Origin of the sequence: Dietzia sp. IN118, assembly GCF_032905965.1 — a bacterium.
Lineage (GTDB): Bacteria > Actinomycetota > Actinomycetes > Mycobacteriales > Mycobacteriaceae > Dietzia > Dietzia kunjamensis.
On record NZ_JAUMSR010000001.1, the window covers coordinates 54,742 to 72,989 of the forward strand.

At 69.0% G+C, this 18,248-nt stretch carries 20 protein-coding genes and 1 pseudogene; 9 read left to right on the forward strand and 12 right to left on the reverse strand.

Going from position 1 to position 18,248, the window contains the following annotated elements; all coding sequences use genetic code 11:
• The first annotated feature begins 100 nt into the window (after positions 1 to 100).
• Positions 101 to 379: a WhiB family transcriptional regulator gene (locus Q2K20_RS00295; protein ID WP_119192758.1), complete on the forward strand. Its 279-nt coding sequence runs from the start codon at positions 101 to 103 to the stop codon at positions 377 to 379.
• Between the two features lie 60 nt (positions 380 to 439).
• On the opposite strand, the gene Q2K20_RS00300 is transcribed toward Q2K20_RS00295, so the two are convergent.
• Together Q2K20_RS00300 and Q2K20_RS00305 are read right to left on the reverse strand one after the other, a co-directional pair.
• Positions 440 to 904 carry a hypothetical protein gene (locus Q2K20_RS00300; RefSeq protein ID WP_200841539.1) on the reverse strand — a complete coding sequence of 155 codons (465 nt, stop codon included), beginning with the start codon at positions 902 to 904 and terminating at the stop codon, positions 440 to 442.
• 2 nt (positions 905 to 906) lie between these two features.
• On the reverse strand, positions 907 to 2,145 hold the full coding sequence (locus Q2K20_RS00305; protein WP_119192775.1) for a fatty acid desaturase family protein: 1,239 nt from the start codon (positions 2,143 to 2,145) through the stop codon (positions 907 to 909).
• Between the two features lie 114 nt (positions 2,146 to 2,259).
• On the opposite strand from Q2K20_RS00305, the gene Q2K20_RS00310 reads away from it, so the two are divergent.
• From Q2K20_RS00310 to Q2K20_RS00325, 4 genes are all read left to right on the forward strand, one after another.
• The gene (locus tag Q2K20_RS00310) at positions 2,260 to 2,994 is read left to right on the forward strand and encodes an amino acid ABC transporter ATP-binding protein (RefSeq protein ID WP_069389523.1); all 735 of its coding nucleotides are present in this window, start codon (positions 2,260 to 2,262) and stop codon (positions 2,992 to 2,994) included.
• 57 nt (positions 2,995 to 3,051) lie between these two features.
• Positions 3,052 to 3,870 carry a glutamate ABC transporter substrate-binding protein gene (locus Q2K20_RS00315; RefSeq protein ID WP_119192757.1) on the forward strand — a complete coding sequence of 273 codons (819 nt, stop codon included), beginning with the start codon at positions 3,052 to 3,054 and terminating at the stop codon, positions 3,868 to 3,870.
• A gap of 113 nt (positions 3,871 to 3,983) precedes the next feature.
• Positions 3,984 to 4,646: an amino acid ABC transporter permease gene (locus Q2K20_RS00320; RefSeq protein WP_067718880.1), complete on the forward strand. Its 663-nt coding sequence runs from the start codon at positions 3,984 to 3,986 to the stop codon at positions 4,644 to 4,646.
• Positions 4,643 to 5,473 (forward strand): amino acid ABC transporter permease, encoded by an 831-nt coding sequence (locus Q2K20_RS00325; RefSeq protein WP_067718882.1) that lies wholly within the window; start codon positions 4,643 to 4,645, stop codon positions 5,471 to 5,473. The genes Q2K20_RS00320 and Q2K20_RS00325 overlap by 4 nt, the downstream gene beginning before the upstream one ends.
• A 138-nt stretch (positions 5,474 to 5,611) precedes the next feature.
• Here the strand turns inward: Q2K20_RS00325 and Q2K20_RS00330 are convergent, their stop codons facing one another.
• The 3 genes from Q2K20_RS00330 to Q2K20_RS00340 all read right to left on the reverse strand — a co-directional run bounded on the left by Q2K20_RS00330 (position 5,612) and on the right by Q2K20_RS00340 (position 7,588).
• Positions 5,612 to 6,388, reverse strand: coding sequence for an SDR family NAD(P)-dependent oxidoreductase (locus Q2K20_RS00330; protein ID WP_067718885.1), 777 nt, complete (start codon positions 6,386 to 6,388; stop codon positions 5,612 to 5,614).
• Between the two features lie 60 nt (positions 6,389 to 6,448).
• Positions 6,449 to 6,877, reverse strand: coding sequence for a VOC family protein (locus Q2K20_RS00335; RefSeq protein WP_317176502.1), 429 nt, complete (start codon positions 6,875 to 6,877; stop codon positions 6,449 to 6,451).
• Positions 6,878 to 6,961: 84 nt separating this feature from the next.
• Positions 6,962 to 7,588: a maleylpyruvate isomerase N-terminal domain-containing protein gene (locus Q2K20_RS00340; RefSeq protein WP_317176503.1), complete on the reverse strand. Its 627-nt coding sequence runs from the start codon at positions 7,586 to 7,588 to the stop codon at positions 6,962 to 6,964.
• Positions 7,589 to 7,696: 108 nt separating this feature from the next.
• Between Q2K20_RS00340 and htpG the strand changes: the two genes are divergently transcribed.
• Entirely contained in the window at positions 7,697 to 9,778 is a 2,082-nt protein-coding gene (gene htpG / locus Q2K20_RS00345) for a molecular chaperone HtpG (RefSeq protein WP_096906582.1), read from the forward strand.
• Between the two features lie 180 nt (positions 9,779 to 9,958).
• Here htpG and Q2K20_RS00350 read toward each other — a convergent pair whose 3' ends face one another.
• From Q2K20_RS00350 to Q2K20_RS00360, 3 genes are all read right to left on the reverse strand, one after another.
• Positions 9,959 to 10,591 (reverse strand): hypothetical protein, encoded by a 633-nt coding sequence (locus Q2K20_RS00350; RefSeq protein ID WP_317176504.1) that lies wholly within the window; start codon positions 10,589 to 10,591, stop codon positions 9,959 to 9,961.
• 200 nt (positions 10,592 to 10,791) lie between these two features.
• Complete coding sequence (locus tag Q2K20_RS00355; RefSeq protein WP_096906583.1) at positions 10,792 to 11,364, reverse strand: O-acetyl-ADP-ribose deacetylase; 573 nt, start codon at positions 11,362 to 11,364, stop codon at positions 10,792 to 10,794.
• A complete protein-coding gene (locus Q2K20_RS00360; protein WP_096906584.1) occupies positions 11,361 to 12,182 on the reverse strand; it encodes a phosphatase PAP2 family protein in 822 nt (273 codons plus the stop codon). The genes Q2K20_RS00355 and Q2K20_RS00360 overlap by 4 nt, the downstream gene beginning before the upstream one ends.
• Before the next feature lie 106 nt (positions 12,183 to 12,288).
• Here Q2K20_RS00360 and aspA point away from each other — a divergent pair, with 106 nt between their 5' ends.
• The gene (aspA, locus tag Q2K20_RS00365) at positions 12,289 to 13,752 is read left to right on the forward strand and encodes an aspartate ammonia-lyase (RefSeq protein WP_096906585.1); all 1,464 of its coding nucleotides are present in this window, start codon (positions 12,289 to 12,291) and stop codon (positions 13,750 to 13,752) included.
• A gap of 30 nt (positions 13,753 to 13,782) precedes the next feature.
• Here aspA and Q2K20_RS00370 read toward each other — a convergent pair whose 3' ends face one another.
• Positions 13,783 to 13,962 (reverse strand): hypothetical protein, encoded by a 180-nt coding sequence (locus Q2K20_RS00370; protein ID WP_119192540.1) that lies wholly within the window; start codon positions 13,960 to 13,962, stop codon positions 13,783 to 13,785.
• Between the two features lie 145 nt (positions 13,963 to 14,107).
• On the opposite strand from Q2K20_RS00370, the gene Q2K20_RS00375 reads away from it, so the two are divergent.
• Entirely contained in the window at positions 14,108 to 14,884 is a 777-nt protein-coding gene (locus tag Q2K20_RS00375; RefSeq protein WP_259822114.1) for an acetoacetate decarboxylase family protein, read from the forward strand.
• Here the strand turns inward: Q2K20_RS00375 and Q2K20_RS00380 are convergent.
• The 3 genes and pseudogenes from Q2K20_RS00380 to Q2K20_RS00390 form a co-directional block, all read right to left on the reverse strand.
• The gene (locus Q2K20_RS00380) at positions 14,836 to 15,150 is read right to left on the reverse strand and encodes a hypothetical protein (protein WP_269503514.1); all 315 of its coding nucleotides are present in this window, start codon (positions 15,148 to 15,150) and stop codon (positions 14,836 to 14,838) included. The genes Q2K20_RS00375 and Q2K20_RS00380 overlap by 49 nt on opposite strands.
• A 60-nt stretch (positions 15,151 to 15,210) precedes the next feature.
• Positions 15,211 to 16,235: pseudogene (locus Q2K20_RS00385) on the reverse strand (glycosyltransferase family 87 protein); the annotation flags it as partial.
• A complete protein-coding gene (locus Q2K20_RS00390; RefSeq protein ID WP_096906588.1) occupies positions 16,120 to 17,685 on the reverse strand; it encodes a SulP family inorganic anion transporter in 1,566 nt (521 codons plus the stop codon). The gene Q2K20_RS00390 and the pseudogene Q2K20_RS00385, both read right to left, overlap by 116 nt.
• 131 nt (positions 17,686 to 17,816) lie before the next feature.
• On the opposite strand from Q2K20_RS00390, the gene Q2K20_RS00395 reads away from it, so the two are divergent.
• Complete coding sequence (locus Q2K20_RS00395; RefSeq protein WP_067718910.1) at positions 17,817 to 18,215, forward strand: MerR family transcriptional regulator; 399 nt, start codon at positions 17,817 to 17,819, stop codon at positions 18,213 to 18,215.
• Positions 18,216 to 18,248: the final 33 nt, after the last annotated feature.

Below are 18,248 nucleotides of genomic sequence, written 5' to 3' on the forward strand. Positions count from 1 at the left end.
ACGTCCCCGGAACCCTGACAGTATTGCGTCATCGACTGCGAACGACGAACTTTCAGGGCTCGAGGCAGGGCACTTCGCGAGGCGCAGGGACGGAGGATGAATGCCGAGATACAGGAACCTCGAACCCACCTCGGACTTCTGGTCCTGGCGTGACAACGCCGCGTGCATCGGGCACGAAGACCTGTTCTACAGCCTGGAGGAGGAGTCGAAGGCGGAGCGGCGCAAGAAGGAGGAGCAGGCCAAGTCGGTCTGCGCCACGTGCCCGGTCTTCGATACCTGTCGGCAGTTCGCCCTCAATTCCGGTGAACTCTACGGAGTGTGGGGCGGACTCACCGAGGCCGAGAGGCACAGGATCTCCGGCCGCCACCGCACCGGCTGACGACCCGGGCGGCGAGTCGGCGGCCGTGTACCCGGGTGGCAGGCTGGCGGTCCGCGGGATCTAGTTGCGATCCTGCGGGGTGGCCTCGTGCCCCCGGCGGCCGCCGGTCCGGTTGGCCTCCTTCATCTCCGCCTCGTGGACATGCCGTCGTCCTCCGGTGAGCTCGTCGCGCACCGCACTGTCCAGGGCGCGGGCCGTGCTCCAGAACCCGTCGTCGAACTCCTCGACGATTTGGAACGTCCAGCGCCCGTGCAGGACGTTGACCCCCACCATCTCCTCACGGATGCGCGCGGCGAGCTCGGACCGGCCGGCATCGTCCAGCTGGTCGGCGGCCTCCTGGAAGAGGATGTCCGCCCGGCCGATCAGCTGGTGCAGGTCGTACAGGTGTCCGCGGGCGCGCTCGATGTACTCCATCGCCTCGCCGACGGTCCCGGCCGCCTCGATCTCGGCGTCGGTCGCGCCGTCGGGTCGGCGGTGCGTCCCGTCGACGCTCGGGGTCCGGTCGCCGGGTCCCGGGCCTGCCACGCTCAGACCGTCCGGGTCAGACGGCGGAGCTGGTCGGGGTCGGTGTGGTGCTTGAGCGCGGTGACCAGGCCGGAGCGCGGACCCACGGCGTCGTCGTAGGTCGTCGGCTCGCCGGCGAACATCTTCTCCGAGCGGGTCTCCGGCGCGTCGTCCGGCGTGGCCTTGAGGAACCGGTTCGGGAGCGAGAGCTTGACGATGGTGCGCCAGGACTGCCAGTACTGCTTGTACAGCGGCCCGGTGGTGTACGGCAGGTCCCACCGCCGGCAGACGTCCTGGACCTTCTCCGAGAGCTCCGCGTACCGGTTCGACGGGAGCGTCGGGAAGAGGTGGTGCTCGATCTGGAACGACAGGTTGCCGGACATGAAGTGCGTGAGCTTGCTGCCGGTGAAGTTCGCGGAGCCGAGCATCTGGCGCAGGTACCACTGCGCCTGCGTCTCGGACTCGAGATCCTCGAGCGTGAACTTGTCGGCGCCGTCCGGGAAGTGGCCGCAGAAGATCACGGCGTTGGACCACAGGTTGCGGATGATGTTCGCGGTCATGTTGGCGCTCATGGTGGACTTCCAGTTGGGCCCCGACAGCAGCGGGAACCACACGTAGTCCTTGCCCACCTGGCGCCGGGCCTTGCGGAGGAACTGGCCGATCCGCTTCTTGCGCTCGGCCCGCCCGGAGGAGTTGATCGTCGCCGGCGCGATCTCCAGGTGCTGGACGCCGACGCCCCACTGGAAGGCGAGGGCGAGGATCGTGTTCCACACCAGGTTGAGCGAGTTCGCCGGGTGCCACGGTTGGTCACGCGTCACCCGCACCACGCCGTACCCGACGTCGTCGTCCATGCCGATGATGTTGGTGTACTTGTGGTGGTGGTAGTTGTGGGTGGCCTTCCAGTGCTCGGATGTGCCGACGATGTCCCACTCCCAGGAGCTGGAGTGGATCACCGGGTCGTTCATCCAGTCCCACTGCCCGTGCATCACGTTGTGCCCGAGCTCCATGTTCTCGATGATCTTCCCGGCCGCCAGGAGTCCGGTGCCGACCAGCCACGCGGGTCGGTTCCCGGAGAAGAGGAGGACGACCCGGCCGCCGGTCACCAGTCCGCGTTGGAGGCGGATGGTGTTCTGCACGTAGCGGCGGTCGTCGTCCCCGAGGGAGTCGACGACCTCCTGGCGGATCGCGTCCAGTTCCTCACCGATGGCATCGACGTCCTCGGCGGAGAGATGGGCGTATTCCCTTACATCAGATATCGCCATGTCAGAACGGTACGTAGCGATCAGCGTCATGTCGACCGTTCCGGGAAACCCGAACTGCGAACAACTACTGCCGAGTTGACCGGCAAGTGTTCACCGGACCCTTATGATCCCACCATGGCTCTCGTCGAGATCTCAGGCGTCAATAAGCACTTCGGTGACTTCCACGCGCTCAAGGACATCAACCTGTCCATCGAGCAGGGGGAGGTCGTCGTGGTGATCGGCCCCTCGGGGTCCGGGAAGTCGACGTTGTGCCGCACGATCAACCGGCTCGAGACCTTCGAGAGCGGCTCCATCACCATCGACGGCAAGCCGCTGCCCGAGGAGGGCAAGGCGCTGGCGAGACTGCGGGCCGACGTCGGGATGGTGTTCCAGTCGTTCAACCTGTTCGCGCACAAGACGATCCTCGAGAACGTGACGCTGGGTCCCATCAAGGTCCGCAAACAGTCCAAGTCGGAGGCCGAGAAGCGCGCGATGGAACTGCTCGAACGGGTCGGTGTCCACGAGCAGTCGTCCAAGTACCCGGCGCAGCTGTCCGGCGGTCAGCAACAACGCGTGGCGATCGCCCGGTCGCTGGCGATGGACCCCAAGGTCATGCTCTTCGACGAGCCGACGTCCGCCCTGGACCCGGAGATGATCAACGAGGTCCTCGACGTGATGACGGGGCTGGCCAAGACCGGTATGACCATGGTCGTGGTGACCCACGAGATGGGCTTCGCCCGCAAGGCGGCCGACCGCGTGATCTTCATGGCGGACGGAGAGTTGGTCGAACAGGCCACCCCGGAGGAGTTCTTCACCAATCCGCAGAGCTCCCGGGCCAAGGACTTCCTGTCCAAGATCCTCACCAACTAGTCGGGCCCGTCCGCGGACCCGAACGAGACCCATCCACCCATCCCACGAGGAGAACCCATGAACATCCGACGGATCGGAGCGGCCACGGCGGCCGTCGCCCTGGCACTCGGCGTGAGCGCGTGCGGTAGCGACGATGGCGGCGGCGAGGACCAGCTCAAGGTCGGCATCAAGTTCGACCAGCCGGGACTCGGGCTGAAGGAGGGCAACGACTACACCGGCCTCGACGTCGATGTGGCGCGCTACATCGCCGACAAGCTCGGGACCCCCGAGGACGAGATCGAGTGGGTGCAGGCCCCCAGCGCCCAGCGCGAGACGCTGCTGGAGACCGGTCAGGTCGACATGATCGTGGCCACCTACTCCATCACCGACTCGCGCAAGGAGAAGGTCGGCTTCGCCGGCCCGTACTTCATCGCCGGTCAGGACCTGCTGGTCCGCTCCGACGACGACTCGATCACCGGTCCCGATTCCCTCGACGGCAAGCGTCTGTGCTCGGTTACCGGGTCGACGTCGGCCCAGACGGTCAAGGAGCAGGTGCCGGGTGTGAACCTGCAGGAGTTCGGCACGTACTCGGAGTGTGTCTCGGCGCTGGTGTCCAATGCGGTCGACGCGCTGACCACGGACGACACGATTCTCGCGGGGTACGCCTCCCAGGACCAGTACCAGGGCCAGCTCAAGGTGGTCGGCGAGCCGTTCTCCGAGGAGCGGTACGGCGTCGGCATCGCCAAGGGCGACACGGAGATGTGCGAGCAGATCAACGAGGCCATCCGCGAGATGATCTCGGACGGCACCTGGGACACCGCCGTCGAGGAGAACCTCGGCGCCGCCGGCTTCACCCCGGGCGAGGGCAATCCGCCCGAGCCGGAGGCCTGCGCCTGATCTGATCCGGCCCGGCCGGATCGGCACCCGATCCGGCCGACCACCGCCTCCCTCCCCGCGCCGACCCACCGGCGCGGGGAGGAGGGCGGGCACCTCACCACGGAAGGTGGACCATGGGCGACATCTTCGCCGACTACGACGTCCTCGGGGCGGTCTGGGTGACGATCCAGCTCTCGGTCCTGGGCACCATCGGGGCCATGGTCCTGGGGACGATCATCGCCGTCCTGCGCGTGTCCCCGGTGGCTGTCCTGCGCGGCCTGGGCACCTCGTACGTCAACACGTTCCGGAACCTCCCGCTGACGTTGCTGATGGTCTTCAGCATCCTGGGGTTGTCCTTCATCCTCCAGCTGTCGGTCTCGGACGACTTCGCCCGCAACGCCTTCTGGTGGGCCGCGATCATGTTGGCCGTCTACCACGCCGCGTATGTCTGCGAGGCCCTGCGCTCCGGCGTGAACACCGTCCCGGTGGGGCAGGCGGAGGCCGCCCGCTCGATCGGTCTGGCCTTCGGCCAGTCCATGCGAGAGGTCATCCTCCCGCAGGCGTTCCGCGGGTCCATCGCCCCGCTGGGGTCGGTGGTCATCGCGCTGATCAAGAACTCCACCGTCGCGGCGGTCATCGGTGTCGGGGACTCCGCCGGCCTGCTCCAGGTCATCACGGAGAACGAGGGCGCGAGCCTGCTGACGTTCTTCTTCTTCGCCATGGTCTTCGTGGTCCTCACCCTCCCGATCGGACTGTGGACCACCTCCCTCTCCCGGAAGCTGTCGGTGAAGCGATGAGCACACAGGCGGTACTGTTCGACGTACCCGGCCCCAAGGCCCGGCTGCGGCACAGGATCCTCACCGCTGTCGGCGTGGTCCTCGTGGTCGCCATCGCCTACGTCATCTATCTCCAGTTCGAGAAGGCCGGCCAGCTCAAGGCCTTCATGTGGGAGCCGTTCGTCACCGACCCCGAGGTGTGGACGTCCTACCTCATCCCGGGCCTCAAGGGGACGTTCACGGCGGCGGCGATCTCCATCGTGCTCGCCGTGGTCTTCGGGCTGCTCTTCGGCATGGGGCGGCTCTCGCCGTTCGCACCGTTGCGCTGGTTCTGCAGCGTGATCGTGGAGTTCTTCCGCTCCGTGCCCGTGCTGCTGATGATGGTCTTCGCCTACTTCGGCTACTTCGCCACCTCCGACATCGTGCCCAACCAGCACGCGCCGCTCGCCGCCGTCGTCACCGCGCTCACCCTCTACAACGGCGCGGTCATCGCCGAGCTCGTCCGCTCGGGTGTCCACGGGCTGCCCGCGGGGCAGTCCGAGGCGGGACTGGCCGTGGGCCTCACCCCGGGGCAGGTGCTGCGCTCGATCCAGCTCCCCCAGGCACTCACGGCGATGCTCCCGGCCCTCGTCGGCCAACTCGTCGTCGTCCTCAAGGACTCCGCACTGGGCTACGGCATCACCTACCTGGAGCTGCTCAACTGGTCCAAGACCCTGGGCTCGGCGTACGCGAACACCGTCCCCGCGTACATCGTGGCGGGCATCCTGTTCATCCTCGTCAACTACACGCTCACCAAGTTCGCCGTGTACCTCGAGGGCCGGATGAAGAAGCGGCGCGCGAAGGCCTGACCCGCACCCGCACCGTCGAAAGCCCGCACCGTCGAGAACCGCACCGTCGAAAAGGACGTTCCGCGCACATCGCCCGAAAGGGGAGTGCGCGGAACGTCCTTTTCGATGCCCGGGGGCGTGGTCGATTCCGGGGGCGTGCTACTTCGGTGGCATCCGGATGCCACCGTCGACGCGGATGGTCTCCGCGTTCATGTACGGGTTGGTGAGCAGCTCCATGACCATGGACGCCAGTTCGTCGCCCGAGCCGAGACGCTTCGGGAACAGGACATTCGAGCCGAGGTTGGCCTTGAATGCCTCCGAGTCCGGGCCCTCGCCGTAGATCGGGGTGTCGATGAGGCCGGGCGCCACGGTGTTGAGGCGGATGCCGGCGGCCGACAGGTCACGCGCGACGGGCAGGGTCAGGCCGACGATGCCGCCCTTCGAGGCGGAGTAGGCGGCCTGGCCGATCTGGCCGTCGAACGCGGCGACGGAGGCCATGTTGACGATGGCGCCCTTCTGTCCGTCCTCGTCGGCCTCCTGCGTGCTCATCTTGGTGGCGGCGAGCCGCAGCATGTCGAACGAGCCGATGAGGTTGATGTCGATGACCTTGCGGAACGAGTCGATGTCGAAGGCCGACGAGTACTCACCGTCGCGGCCGATGGTGCGCTGCGCCCAGCCGATGCCGGCCGAGTTGACGAGGTAGCGCAGCGGGCCGAGCTCGAGAGCGGCGGCGACGGCCTTCTCGTTCTGGTCGGTCTTGGTGACGTCGACGGAGACGAACACGCCTCCGACCTCGTTCGCCAGGGCCTCACCCTTCTCGGCATTGAGGTCGGCGACGACCACCTTGGCACCCTTGGCGGCGAGCTGACGGACGACGGCGGCGCCGATTCCCGACGCACCGCCCGTGACGATGGCACTTGCTCCAGAAATTTCCATGCCAGAACGGTAACAAGCACGGGCGCCGGATAAGGGTGGCTTGGCCGGGTCAGTGCGTATTCAGTCTCCGGTGCCCGGCACGACGACGTCCCAGCGGATGTCGAACCGATCGTGGACCTGCCCGTACCGGTCACCCCACGGGGCGACCCCGAACGGCATCGCCATCTCGCCACCGCTCGAGGTGACCTTGTCCAGGAACGCACGGGCCTCGTCCTCGGTGTCGAATCCCAGCAGGAACGAGTAGACGTCGCTGCGCGGCTGCGGGAGGCTCTCGCCCATGGCGTCACCGCCGGTCAGGCTGATCCCGGGGGCCTCGAGGGTCGCGTGGGCGACCGAACCGTGCGGTGGGTCGAACGGGAAGTCCTCGGTGGAGGGGAACTGGTCGTAGGTCATCACCTCGAGCTTTCCGCCGAAGAGTTCCTGGTAGTAGGGGAACGCCTCCGCCGCGTTGGCGGGGAAGGAGATGTAGGGGACGCAGGTCATGGCCATTGTCGGAGTCTCTCGTCGTGGGCGACCGCGTGCCGGTGCTACCCGGTATACGCAACGCTAGACCCGTCTGCGCCGCCGGACACGTTAAATCTGGTCGCTGTCGCTGTCGCTGTCGCCGTTGCCGCCCGGCCCGGCCGGGGAGGGGCGCCGTCCGGACAGCGCGAGCAGTCGGGCCCGAGAGTCCGCCCCGAGCGTCACGGGGCTCGCCTCGGCGAGCACGTCGAACGACCGCATCAACTCCACCACGCTCCTGGCGTGGTCGAGCGTCCAGGCGGCGAGGTCCTCCGCCTCCGTCGACTCCCAGGTCCGGGGATCGAGGTCGTGGGCGTGGACCAGCAGTTCGAAGACCCGTAGCGCGAGCAGGTCGCGGACCGGGATGTCGGCCAGGCGGTGCGGGACGGTCGCGTCCGCGTCCCGGGCCCGCGCGAGTTCCCTTCGCAGACCGGCGGACGTGCGGTGCAGGGCGGGGACCGGTTTCTCGCCGGCGTGGTCGGCGGTGCGGGTCCACCCGATCTCCGACTCCGGCAGCCGTGAGAAGTAGGCGGCGTATCGCAGCCCACCGCCCAGGACGTGGTTGGCGCAGTCGCGGCGGGTCCATCCCGGGCAGGCGTCGCAGTCTCCGTCGAGACCGCCGGCGAGCGCGCGGCCGAACAGGGTGGTGGCCCGGTCGAGAACCGCGAGGTCCTCCGGGCTCAACGGGGTCGGGGTCACGGGCACCTCACCTCCAGGAATGTCTGTGCTTCACACTAGGTTGACTGGGACGGTGTGAACAGATCACGCCAACCCTTCAGCCGTGACGAGAAAGGACCGATACCCGCCATGAGCCCGCAGACCTCCGGTGCAGCAGAGACCCGGGAGTTCCAGGCCGAGACCCGGCAGCTGTTGGATCTGATGATCCACTCGATCTATTCGAATCCGGACACCTTCCTGCGCGAGGTCATCTCCAACTCCTCGGACGCGCTGGACAAGCTCCGGTTGGCCGCGCTGCAGGATTCCTCGCTCGGCGCGGACACCTCGGATCTGCACATCGAGCTGATCCCGGATGCCGGCGCCCGGACGCTGACGATCCGCGACAACGGCATCGGCATGTCCCGCGACGAGGTGGTGGACCTCATCGGCACGCTCGCCAGGTCGGGCACCGGGCAGATGCGGGAGGCACTCTCCGCGGCCCGGGCGGCGCAGGAGTCCGGTGAGGTCTCGGAGCAGGCCACCGCGGACCTCATCGGTCAGTTCGGCATCGGCTTCTATTCGACGTTCATGGTCGCGGACACGGTCACGCTGGTCACCCGCAAGGCAGGCGAGAGTGCGGGGACGCGCTGGACGTCGAGCGGCGAGGACACGTACACGATCGAGGACGCCCCGGACGCTCCCCAGGGCACCTCGGTGATCCTGCAGCTCAAGCCGGCCGGTGGGGACGCGGCGCTCCCGGACTACGCCGAGGAGCACACGCTGCGCCGGGTGGTGCGAACCTACTCGGACTTCATCGCCTGGCCGATCCGCATGGACGTCGAGCGCCCGGCGCCGGAGCCGGAGTCGACGGATGGGGCCGGCGCGGACGGGGCCGGCGCAGACGATGCCGCCGCCGAGGACGCCGCGCCCGAGGCTCCCGGCACGGTCACCGAGACGGAGACGCTCAACTCCCAGAAGGCGCTGTGGACGCGGCCCCGCTCGGAGGTCACCGACGAGGAGTACGCCGAGTTCTACCGTCACGTCTCGCACGCGTGGGACGAGCCGCTGGAGACGATCACCCTCAAGGCGGAGGGCACGTTCGAGTACCAGGCGCTGCTGTTCCTTCCCACGCAGGTGCCGTTCGACCTGTTCTCCCCGGACACCAAGCGCGGGGTGCAGCTCTACGTCCGTCGTGTCTTCATCATGGACGACTGCGAGGAGCTGGTCCCGCCGTTCCTCCGCTTCGTCAAGGGCATCGTCGACGCCCAGGACCTGTCGCTCAACGTTTCCCGCGAGATCCTCCAGCAGGACCGCCAGATCCGGGCGATCCGCAAGCGCCTGGTCAAGCGGGTGCTGCAGACGATCGAACAGATCAGGACCGACCGGCCGGAGGAGTTCCGCAGCTTCTGGGCAAACTTCGGTGCCGTCCTCAAGGAGGGCCTGATCGCGGACGTCGACGCCCGGGAGCAGTTGCTGGCCGTGAGCACGTTCGCCTCCACGCGTCCCGCCCAGGCGGGCGCCGGGAACGCCGGGTCCGGATCGGACGAGACCCCGCGCGACGACGAGCGTGACGACGACGAGGTGGGCACCACCATCGCCGAGTACGTCTCCCGGATGGCCGACGGGCAGGAGGAGATCTACTACCTCACCGGGACGTCCCGCGCGGCGGTGGAGAACTCCCCGCACCTGGAGGCGTTCCGTGCCCGCGGCGTCGAGGTCCTCATCCTCACCGACCCGGTCGACGAGGTGTGGGTGGACGCGGTCGGCGAGGTCGACGGCAAGCGCCTGCGGTCGGTGGCCAAGGGCGACGTGGACCTGTCCGGCATCGGCTCGGAGGGCGAGGAGAACAAGGACGAGCCCGACGCGGCCGAGTTCGCCGACCTGCTCACCTGGCTGGGCGAGGAGCTGTCGGACGAGGTCAAGCAGGTGCGCCTGTCGCACCGGCTCACCGAATCGGCCGCGTGCATGGTGGGCGACGAGTTCGACATGACTCCGCAGCTCGAGGCCATGTACCGCGCTTCGGGCATGGAGTTGCCCACGAGCAAGCGGATCCTCGAGCTCAACCCCACGCACCCGCTGGTCGAGCGGCTGCGCGAGCAGTACGCATCGGATCCGTCGGCGCCGGGCCTGGCCGATACCGCCCGGCTGCTGTCGGGTGCGGCCGTCCTCGCGGAGGGCGGCACGTTGTCCGATCCGGCCGCGTTCGCCAAGTTGCTGGTCGACCGCATCTGACGTCGCCCCAGCGGCCCATCGCGCCGCTGGCCCGGCGGCCTCGTCGGCTCGAGCAGCCTCGCCGGTTTCCCGGCTCGCACGCCCGCCGCTCCGCAGGATCCCGTCAGGGCTCCCGCGGCGCGGCGGGCGTTGTTGCCGACCTCCCCGCCCACAGCGACGGCCGGGGCGACGACTACCCGATCACCGGTGTCCGGCCCCGGCCAGGGAGCCGCAGGCCACGCCGATCACCGCCCCGAGCGCGGTCTCGGCCGGGGTGTGGTGGCTGATCCGCACCCGCGCCCAGGCCACCGTCGGTACGAGGGCCAGCAGTCGCCAGTAGCGGGGTGAGAGTTCGCGGGCGAGCACCGCGACGGCCCCGGAGAGCACGGCGGTGTGGAACGACACCTTGATCCGGAGCGTCGCGGCCCCGGCCACGCCCAGCGCCACCAGTGCGGCCCGCGTCATCCGCTGCAACTCGTCCGGGGCGTCGCCCCACCGTTGGGCCGCGAGCAGGGTCGCCACCGACCCGGCGATGCCGACGATCACCAGGGGGCGGTCCTCCCGCCGGGTGACGTGGTGGTCGGACAGCGCCTTGCGTCGGACCCGCCAGGTGATCGCGGCCTGCGGAACGATGCCCAGGCCGGCGGCGGTCGCGAGCCCCCACCCGGTCGACCCCACCGCCCGGCCGAGGTGCACCGACCCGACGGTGAGCACCACCCACGGGGCGCAGACCTCCGTCAGAACCGTCGCCGGGAGCACGCCACGCGTCCGCCCATCCGGCGCGACCGAACCCCGGGCCGACGCACCGCTCTCGACCACCATGCTCTCCGCCACCCCCCGAAAATCCGCTATCCCGAATACGGATCCGCTGGTCGGATTGGACTAGCGGATCCGGAGGGAGAGTAGCGGATCTGGCCGGGGCGGATCGGAGTGCGGTGCGGTGCGGGGTGGGGTGGTGCGTGCGGTGCGGTGCGGTGCGGGGTGGCGCGGGGCGGGGCGGACCGGAGTGCGAGGCGGGCCGGGCGCGGGGCGGGTCAGCGGGGCCGGATCTCGGCGAGGCACTGCTCGGCCAAGCTCAGGGTGGCTGCGTCGAACAGCAGCAGCGTGGCGGACTCCACCTCGGTGTCGATGCCGGCGAGAGTCCCGAGCGCGGTGCGGATCGCGTCCTCGCGCGGCCAGCCGTAGGCCCCGGCGGAGATGAGCGGGAAGGCCACCGTGCGGGCGCCGAGCTCATCGGCCACGGCGAGGGAATTGCGATAGCAGCCGGCCAGCAGCGCTCCGCCGCCGGTGCCGCCCGTGCCGCCCGTTGCTTCCGCGCCGCCGGTGCGTTCGTAGACCGGGCCCACGGTGTGGATGACCCAGCGGGCGGGGAGATCTCCGGCGCCGGTCGCGACGGCCTGTCCGGTCGGCAGCCCGTCTCGCAGGCGGCCCGCCCTCAGCTCCCGGCACTCGGCCAGGATCGTCGGCCCGCCCGCGCGGTGGATCGCCCCGTCCACACCGCCGCCCCCGAGCAGGGAACTGTTGGCCGCGTTGACCACCGCGTCGACGGCCATCCGGGTGATGTCGCCATGGCCCAGCTCGATCCGGGCGCGCCTCGTCGTCGTCATCCCGACACCCCGGGCGTCACGGCCTCGCGGGGTGACCTCCGGTGGGTGATCATCGGCGTCGGCGAGTCGTCGAGGCGGTCCATCAACCACATGATGGTCGCCACCTCGCCCACCCACGCCAGGCTCACGCACCAGCCGGCCAGGATGTCGCTCGGGAAGTGCACACCCAGGTACATGCGGGTGACGCCGATGGCCGGGACATACCCCGCGGACCCGACGATCACCGGGTAACGCCACGCCGTTGGCCAGGCCAGGACGCAGGCGCACCCGGCCAACGCCGCGCTCGCCATGGCGTGACCGCTGGGGAACGAGTAGCTCTTCTCCTCCACGATGTGGGTGAAGAACGTGGGCCGACCCCGCCGGTACAGGGCCTTGAGCACCGAATTGATGACCGTCGACCCCACCAGGGACACCGTCAACAGTGCGGCGGGCCGGCGACTGCCCCGGACGGAGACCAGATACGCCGAGGTGGCCAGGGCGAACAACGGCACCGCAGTGACTCCGCCGAGTTCGGTGACGGCCCGGACGATGCGCGTGTTGCGCGGCGAATGGCGACTCTGCAGCCACAGCATGACGGGGCGGTCGAAGGGCAGGCCCGCATCGCCGCGGATGCGCTCGGCCAGCTCAACGAATCCGATCACCGGGGTCGCGAACCCCACGAACGCCACCCCGAAGATCGTCCACGTCCCGCGCGGCAGGGGCATCTCCCGCCGGTCGACGATGCTGCCCAGCACCCCGTCCGACGGGTACAGCTGCCGCAGGATGTCCCGAGCGGAGGTGAACGCTCGGGAGCGACGGGAGGTCGTCGTGCGCGACATGCCCCCACACTAGGCAGAGCGGCGGCCTTCCCGCCGGTGGATCGCCGCGAGGTCGGGTGCGGCGCGGTTAGGGTGGGCCGCAGGCGACCCGAGAGGCGGACGACGAATGAGCCAGACCCGTGTGGAACATGACCTGCTCGGTACCAAGGAGGTCCCGGCGGAGGCGTATTACGGCATCCACACGGTCCGGGCCGTCGAGAACTTCCCGATCACCGCCACCACCATCAGCGACATCCCCGACTTCGTCCGCGGCATGGTCATGGTCAAGAAGGCCGCCGCGCTCGCGAACCTCGAGATGGGTGTCCTCGACGAGACGGTGGCGAAGGCGATCGTCGGGGCCTGCGACGAGATCCTGGTCGACGGGCGCTGCATGGACCAGTTCCCCTCCTGCCAGTTCCAGGGCGGCGCCGGCACCTCGGTGAACATGAACACCAACGAGGTCGTGGCCAACCTCGCCCTCGAGCGCCTCGGCCACCCCAGGGGCTCCTACGACATCGTCAGCCCCAACGACGACGTCAACCGTTCACAGTCCACCAACGACGCCTACCCGACCGGATTCCGCATCGCCCTGTGGCACGCGCTGGAACGGCTCGAACCGGCGATCGTCGCCCTGCGGGAGGCCTGCTACGACAAGTCCGAGGAGTTCCGCGAGGTCCTCAAGATGGGGCGCACGCAGCTGCAGGACGCGGTCCCCATGTCGATGGGCCAGGAGTTCGGCGGCTTCGCCGTGACGCTCGACGAGGAACTCCACGTCCTCGGCGCCGCGGCCCGGATGCTGCTCGACGTCAACCTCGGTGCGACCGCGATCGGCACCGGAGTCAACACCCCGCCCGACTATCGTCGCGCCGTCATCAGACATCTGCGGGCCGTCACCGGACTGCCGGTCACCGGCGCGATGAACCTCATCGAGGCCACCAGCGACACCGGCGACTACGTCAACGTCCACGCCGCCCTCAAGCGGACCGCGGTGAAGGTCTCCAAGATCTGCAACGACCTGCGGCTGCTGTCCTCGGGGCCGCGCGCCGGCTTCAACGAGATCAACCTGCCGGAGCTGCAGGCCGGGTCGTCGATCATGCCAGCCAAGGTCAACCCGGTGATCCCCGAGGTCGTCAACCAGGTGTGCTTCAAGGTGATCGGCAACGACGTCACCGTGACCATGGCCGCCGAGGCAGGTCAGCTCCAGCTCAACGTCATGGAGCCGGTGATCGCCCAGGCGATGTTCGAGTCGATCTCGCTGCTGACCAACGCCATCGAGACGCTGACCGAGAAGTGCGTGGAGGGGATCACCGCCAACGTCGAGGTGGCCCGCCAGAACGTGATGAACTCGATCGGGATCGTCACCTACCTCAACCCGATCATCGGCCACCACAACGGTGACCGGGTCGGCCGTGAGTGCGCCCGGTCGGGCCGCGGGGTCCGGGAGGTGGTGCTGGAGATGGGGCTGCTGTCGGCGGAGGAGCTCGATGACATCTTGTCGCCGTCCAACCTCCTGCGGCCGAAGTACAAGGGAAAAGGTGGTACACGGGACGTGGCACAACCCGGGCAGGATATGACCGGCCCCACGGCCTGACCCGGGTGAGCCGTGTCGGGGTGAGCCGTGTCAGGCGGGGGGCTCGCCGACGCGACCGATGCTGCTCACGGCGAGGTTCCCCAGCGAGCTGTCGAAACCGAACTGCTGGTCGATGAATGCGGACGAGCCCGAGATCGCGGCGTTGATGGCGGCGGACGAGCCGACGGTGAAGTCGAACTGGGCGAAGAAGTCGGCGATGGCCTTGAGCATGAGTGCCTCCAGATGGATCGGTGGTCGCGCCGCGAACCGGGCGGCGGGACATGAGCTGGCTTACACAGGTGATATCGGACCCGCCGCCCCGATCGTTAGCCGGGCAAACTGTGATTCCGGCCCGCGCGACCGCTACCGTCGCACCATGAGCTCTCCCACCTCCCGCGTCGTCGCCGGGCGCGAGATCACCTTCCCGGTCCCCGTCGTGTCCGCCTCGGTCTCCGGCGCGGCGTTTCTCACCCGGGCAGCCGTCGTCCGCCGGCTCATCGCCGCCGGCCGCCAGTCCGCCGTCCTCGACACCGCGGGCGCCGAGCCGGTGGCACTGCCCGGCGGCCGGACCCCCGCGATCATGATCCACGTGCGCTACCACGACGTGCCGGGCAACGTCCTGGGTGCGTACCACGAGATGGGACTGGCCTTCCAGCTCAAGGTGCCGGGCCACGGGACCCTGGTGCACATCCACGAATTGCCCGTGGACCAGGACTTCACCCTCGCGGCGGGCAATGAGCTGTGGGGCTTTCCCAAGTGGAAGGGCGACATGGTCGGCACCGCCGGCGGGGCGCTCGACGATGCCCGCCTCGGGGCCGTCGGGTCGGCGGGCGCCGGCGGGGTCGATCTCAGGCTGGACACCCGCGTCGGGGTCCCGATCCCCGGCAGCCAGTCACTCGCCATGAACTGCGTGCAGGTCCTCGACGGTCAGCCGGTGCGGGTCACGGCCGAGGCCACCGCCCGAGGTGGGCGGATGCGTCCGCTGAGCGGCGCTCGCGTGACGATCGCGACGGGCGCGGATGACAGCGACGCCGATGTCGCGCGGTTCGCCGAGGCGGTACGCGAACTCGGGCTGGACCGCGCCCGCGCCCTCGCCACCTTCTCCTACGACAGGTTCGAGGCCGAGTTCCAGGCGCCCGAACGGATCGGCTGACGCCGCCCGGGGGCGCCGCCGCCCAGAGCGGCGTCGCCGAGCAGCATCGCGAACGCGGCGATTCCGCTCACACCCTGCGCGTTGCCGATGAGCCACTGCAGCACGTGGGCGGCTGGGTCGACCGCGGTGAGCGCGTAGGCGTAGTGCGTGCCGATCAGGTGGGTGAGGACCAGGACCGCCACCGCGATCCGGACCGGTCTGCGCCGGGCGGTCAGTAGTAGCGGGATGGCGATGATCACGCCGGACCAGTGGTGGGTCACCGCCACCGGAGAGGCGATGAAGACCCCGAGGGCGACCAGGAGTAGGGCGTCGACGGGCCGGTTGTCCCGGGTCAGTCGCCAGGCTCCCCAGGTGGCTGCCGCGGCGACGAGCAGGAAGAAGCCGTAGACGGGCGGGTCGAGGTGCTCGGCGGGGATCCGGGCCCGGGCCAGCAGGCCGCTCAGGGCCTGGTTGGGGACGAAGTGCCGTGTGCCGCCCCGTTCGGTGAGGAAGAACTCGGCGGTCCAGAAATGCCAGGACTCGGCCGGCGGATGAGGTGCCCGAGGCCGATCGTGGCCGCGACTGTCCCAACCGCCCGTGCCAGGGACGCCCAGTCTCTCCGGACGAGGAACAGAACGCCGAACGCGGCCGGGGTGATCTTGATGCCGGCGGCCAGGCCGAGCAAGACGCCGCGGGCGCGGCGGGGAGTGAAGCCCAGGACGTCGGCGGTGACCATGAGGAACAGGAAGATGTTGATCTGGCCGAAGCCGATGTTCGCGCGGACCGGCTCGAACAGCAGCGCCACGCCGGTCAGTGCCAGGGCCAGGGTTCGTGCGCCCTGAAGCTGGAGCCGGGACGCGGCCATGGCCAGGATCGCCCAGACCGCGACCACCGTGGCGGCGGTCCAGGCGAGTTGGGCGACAGTGGCTCCGAGTGGCGCCAGCGGCAGGAAGACGACGGCGCCGAACGGCGGGTAGATGAACCTGAAGCCCGAGCGGGTGGGAAAGCCCTCGGAGTACAGGTCCGCCCCGGCCAGCAGGGCCCGTCCGGCGTCCTGGAACACCTGGAGGTCCAGCATGAACTCGGTCGCGGCTCGCACCATGACCGCGGTGATCACGGCCGCGGTCAGGATCAGACCTGCCAGGCGCAGCGCGCTCCCCGGCTTCGGGAGGGTGTGCATCGGGTAGCGCTCCTTTCGGTCCGGAACGGGGTGCGGTCGACCAGGATACGGTCTGGTCAGGCCGGGTCGGGTCAGGTCAGTGCCCCTCACCGAGGTTGCCGGAGAGCTTCTCCAGTCGCTCCTGGCTGGCCCCGTCGAGGCCGATGATCTCGACCGTCTTGCCCTTGGCCGCGTACTTGTGGCTGATCGCATCCAGGGTGGCCACGGTGGAGGCGTCCCAGATGTCGGCCTCGGTCAGGTCGATGACAACGTGCTGGGGATCGCCCGAGTAGTCGAACTGGTAGACCAGATCATTGCTGGAGGCCCAGAACAGTTCCCCGCGGACCCGGTAGGTACGGATGTCGATGGTGCCGTCGTGATTCACGTCGAGCTCCGAGACCTTCTCCAGGCTCGTCATGTGCGCGACCCGGCGGGCGAACATGACCATCGCGGTGAGGACGCCGAGGACGACGCCGATGGCCAGGTTGTGGGTGATCACGGTGGCGGCCACGGTGACGATCATGACGACCGTCTCGCTGAGCGGCATCAGACGCAGGGTGCGGGGATGGATGGAGTGCCAGTCCAGGGTGGCCACGGAGACCATGATCATCACCGCGACGAGAGCGGCCATGGGGATCAGGCCGACGATGTCGCCCAGTGCGACGACGAGGATGAGCAGGAAGACGCCCGCCAGGAGGGTCGACAGGCGGGTGCGGGCGCCCGACTGCTTGACGTTGATCATGGTCTGGCCGATCATCGCGCAACCGCCCATGCCGCCGAAGAAGCTGGTGACGATGTTGGCCACACCCTGGCCCCAGCCCTCGCGGGTCTTGTCGGTGCGCACCTCGGTGAGGTCGTCGACGAGTTTGGCGGTCATCAGGGACTCCATGAGCCCGACCAGGGCCATCGCCAGGGCGTAGGGGGCGATGATCTGGAGCGTCTCCATGGTCCACGGCACGTCGGGGATGAACAGCGACGGCAGCGAGTCGGGCAGTTCACCCTGGTCGCGCACGTTGGGCATGGTCCAGCCGAACAGCACCACGACGGCGGTGATCGCCACGATCGCGATCAGCGGTGCGGGAACCGCGGCCGAGAGCCGGGGGAAGAACACCATGATGCCGATGCCGGCCGCGACCATCGGGTAGACCAGCCAGGGCACCCCGAGCAGGTGCGGGATCTGCGCGGTGAAGATGAGGATCGCCAGGGCGTTGACGAACCCGACCATCACGCTGCGGGGGATGAAGCGCATGAGCCGGCCCACGCCGATCAGGCTGAGGACCACCTGGAAGATGCCGGCCAGCAGCACTGTGGCGACGAGGTAGTCCATTCCGTAGTCACGCGCCACGGGGGCGATGACCAGAGCGATCGCGCCCGTGGCGGCGGAGATCATCGCCGGCCGCCCGCCGGTGAAGGCGATCGTCACGGCCATCGTGAACGAGGCGAACAGCCCCACCCGCGGGTCGACTCCGGCGAGGATCGAGAACGAGATGGCCTCGGGGATCAGCGCGAGGGCGACGACCAGTCCTGCCAGCACCTCGGTGCGCAGCCGCCGGGCCGAGGAAAGGGCGTACCTGAATGACGCGAGGACACCGACGGGCGCCAGACCGTCATCGTCGACGCCGGGAGCGGGAGCGGCCCCGGGCGTGGTCGCGGGAGCTGTCACGGAGAATTTTCCTCACCACGTAGGGGCATGACACACTCTCCCGTAGCGGGAGATTCTGAATGTACCGTAACGGTAGAGTTGGCCGAGCGCGAACCCAGAGCATGAATGTGAACAAGCCCACAAGGAGAACGATGTCGGACGACGCGGTGCGCAAGATCGGCGAGGTCGCCGAGATCACCGGTTTGTCGATCCGCACCCTCCGTCACTACGACGAGCTCGGCTTGGTGGTGCCCTCCGGTCACACCGCCGGTGGGTTCCGGCTCTACACCGATGCGGATGTCCAGCGACTGCTCCTGGTGCGGCGGATGAAGCCCCTGGGGTTCTCGTTGGAACGCATGAGGCAGTTCCTCCGGGCGACGGACGTCCTCTCGGCGGGCCGCGGCTCGGGTTCGGTGGAGCTCGACGACTGGCACGCGGCCCGGACGACGGTCGAGGAGATCCGCTCGGAGGCGGAGGCCCGCTATCGCGACCTGCAGACCCAGCTCGACTACGGCACGGAGTTTCTGCAGCTGGTCCGGAGATTCGACTAGGGCCTCCCGGCGCCCGTCGGCTCCAGTCGGGTC

What these genes read in the sequence shown, in the direction of transcription:
- Q2K20_RS00295 (WP_119192758.1), top strand. Translation starts at nt 101, where the DNA reads ATGCCGAGATACAGGAACCTCGAACCCACCTCGGACTTCTGGTCCTGG.
- Q2K20_RS00305 (WP_119192775.1), bottom strand. Translation starts at nt 2,145, where the DNA reads ATGGCGATATCTGATGTAAGGGAATACGCCCATCTCTCCGCCGAGGAC.
- Q2K20_RS00310 (WP_069389523.1), top strand. Translation starts at nt 2,260, where the DNA reads ATGGCTCTCGTCGAGATCTCAGGCGTCAATAAGCACTTCGGTGACTTC.
- Q2K20_RS00315 (WP_119192757.1), top strand. Translation starts at nt 3,052, where the DNA reads ATGAACATCCGACGGATCGGAGCGGCCACGGCGGCCGTCGCCCTGGCA.
- Q2K20_RS00320 (WP_067718880.1), top strand. Translation starts at nt 3,984, where the DNA reads ATGGGCGACATCTTCGCCGACTACGACGTCCTCGGGGCGGTCTGGGTG.
- Q2K20_RS00325 (WP_067718882.1), top strand. Translation starts at nt 4,643, where the DNA reads ATGAGCACACAGGCGGTACTGTTCGACGTACCCGGCCCCAAGGCCCGG.
- Q2K20_RS00330 (WP_067718885.1), bottom strand. Translation starts at nt 6,388, where the DNA reads ATGGAAATTTCTGGAGCAAGTGCCATCGTCACGGGCGGTGCGTCGGGA.
- Q2K20_RS00335 (WP_317176502.1), bottom strand. Translation starts at nt 6,877, where the DNA reads ATGGCCATGACCTGCGTCCCCTACATCTCCTTCCCCGCCAACGCGGCG.
- htpG (WP_096906582.1), top strand. Translation starts at nt 7,697, where the DNA reads ATGAGCCCGCAGACCTCCGGTGCAGCAGAGACCCGGGAGTTCCAGGCC.
- Q2K20_RS00355 (WP_096906583.1), bottom strand. Translation starts at nt 11,364, where the DNA reads ATGACGACGACGAGGCGCGCCCGGATCGAGCTGGGCCATGGCGACATC.
- Q2K20_RS00360 (WP_096906584.1), bottom strand. Translation starts at nt 12,182, where the DNA reads ATGTCGCGCACGACGACCTCCCGTCGCTCCCGAGCGTTCACCTCCGCT.
- aspA (WP_096906585.1), top strand. Translation starts at nt 12,289, where the DNA reads ATGAGCCAGACCCGTGTGGAACATGACCTGCTCGGTACCAAGGAGGTC.
- Q2K20_RS00370 (WP_119192540.1), bottom strand. Translation starts at nt 13,962, where the DNA reads ATGCTCAAGGCCATCGCCGACTTCTTCGCCCAGTTCGACTTCACCGTC.
- Q2K20_RS00375 (WP_259822114.1), top strand. Translation starts at nt 14,108, where the DNA reads ATGAGCTCTCCCACCTCCCGCGTCGTCGCCGGGCGCGAGATCACCTTC.
- Q2K20_RS00395 (WP_067718910.1), top strand. Translation starts at nt 17,817, where the DNA reads ATGTCGGACGACGCGGTGCGCAAGATCGGCGAGGTCGCCGAGATCACC.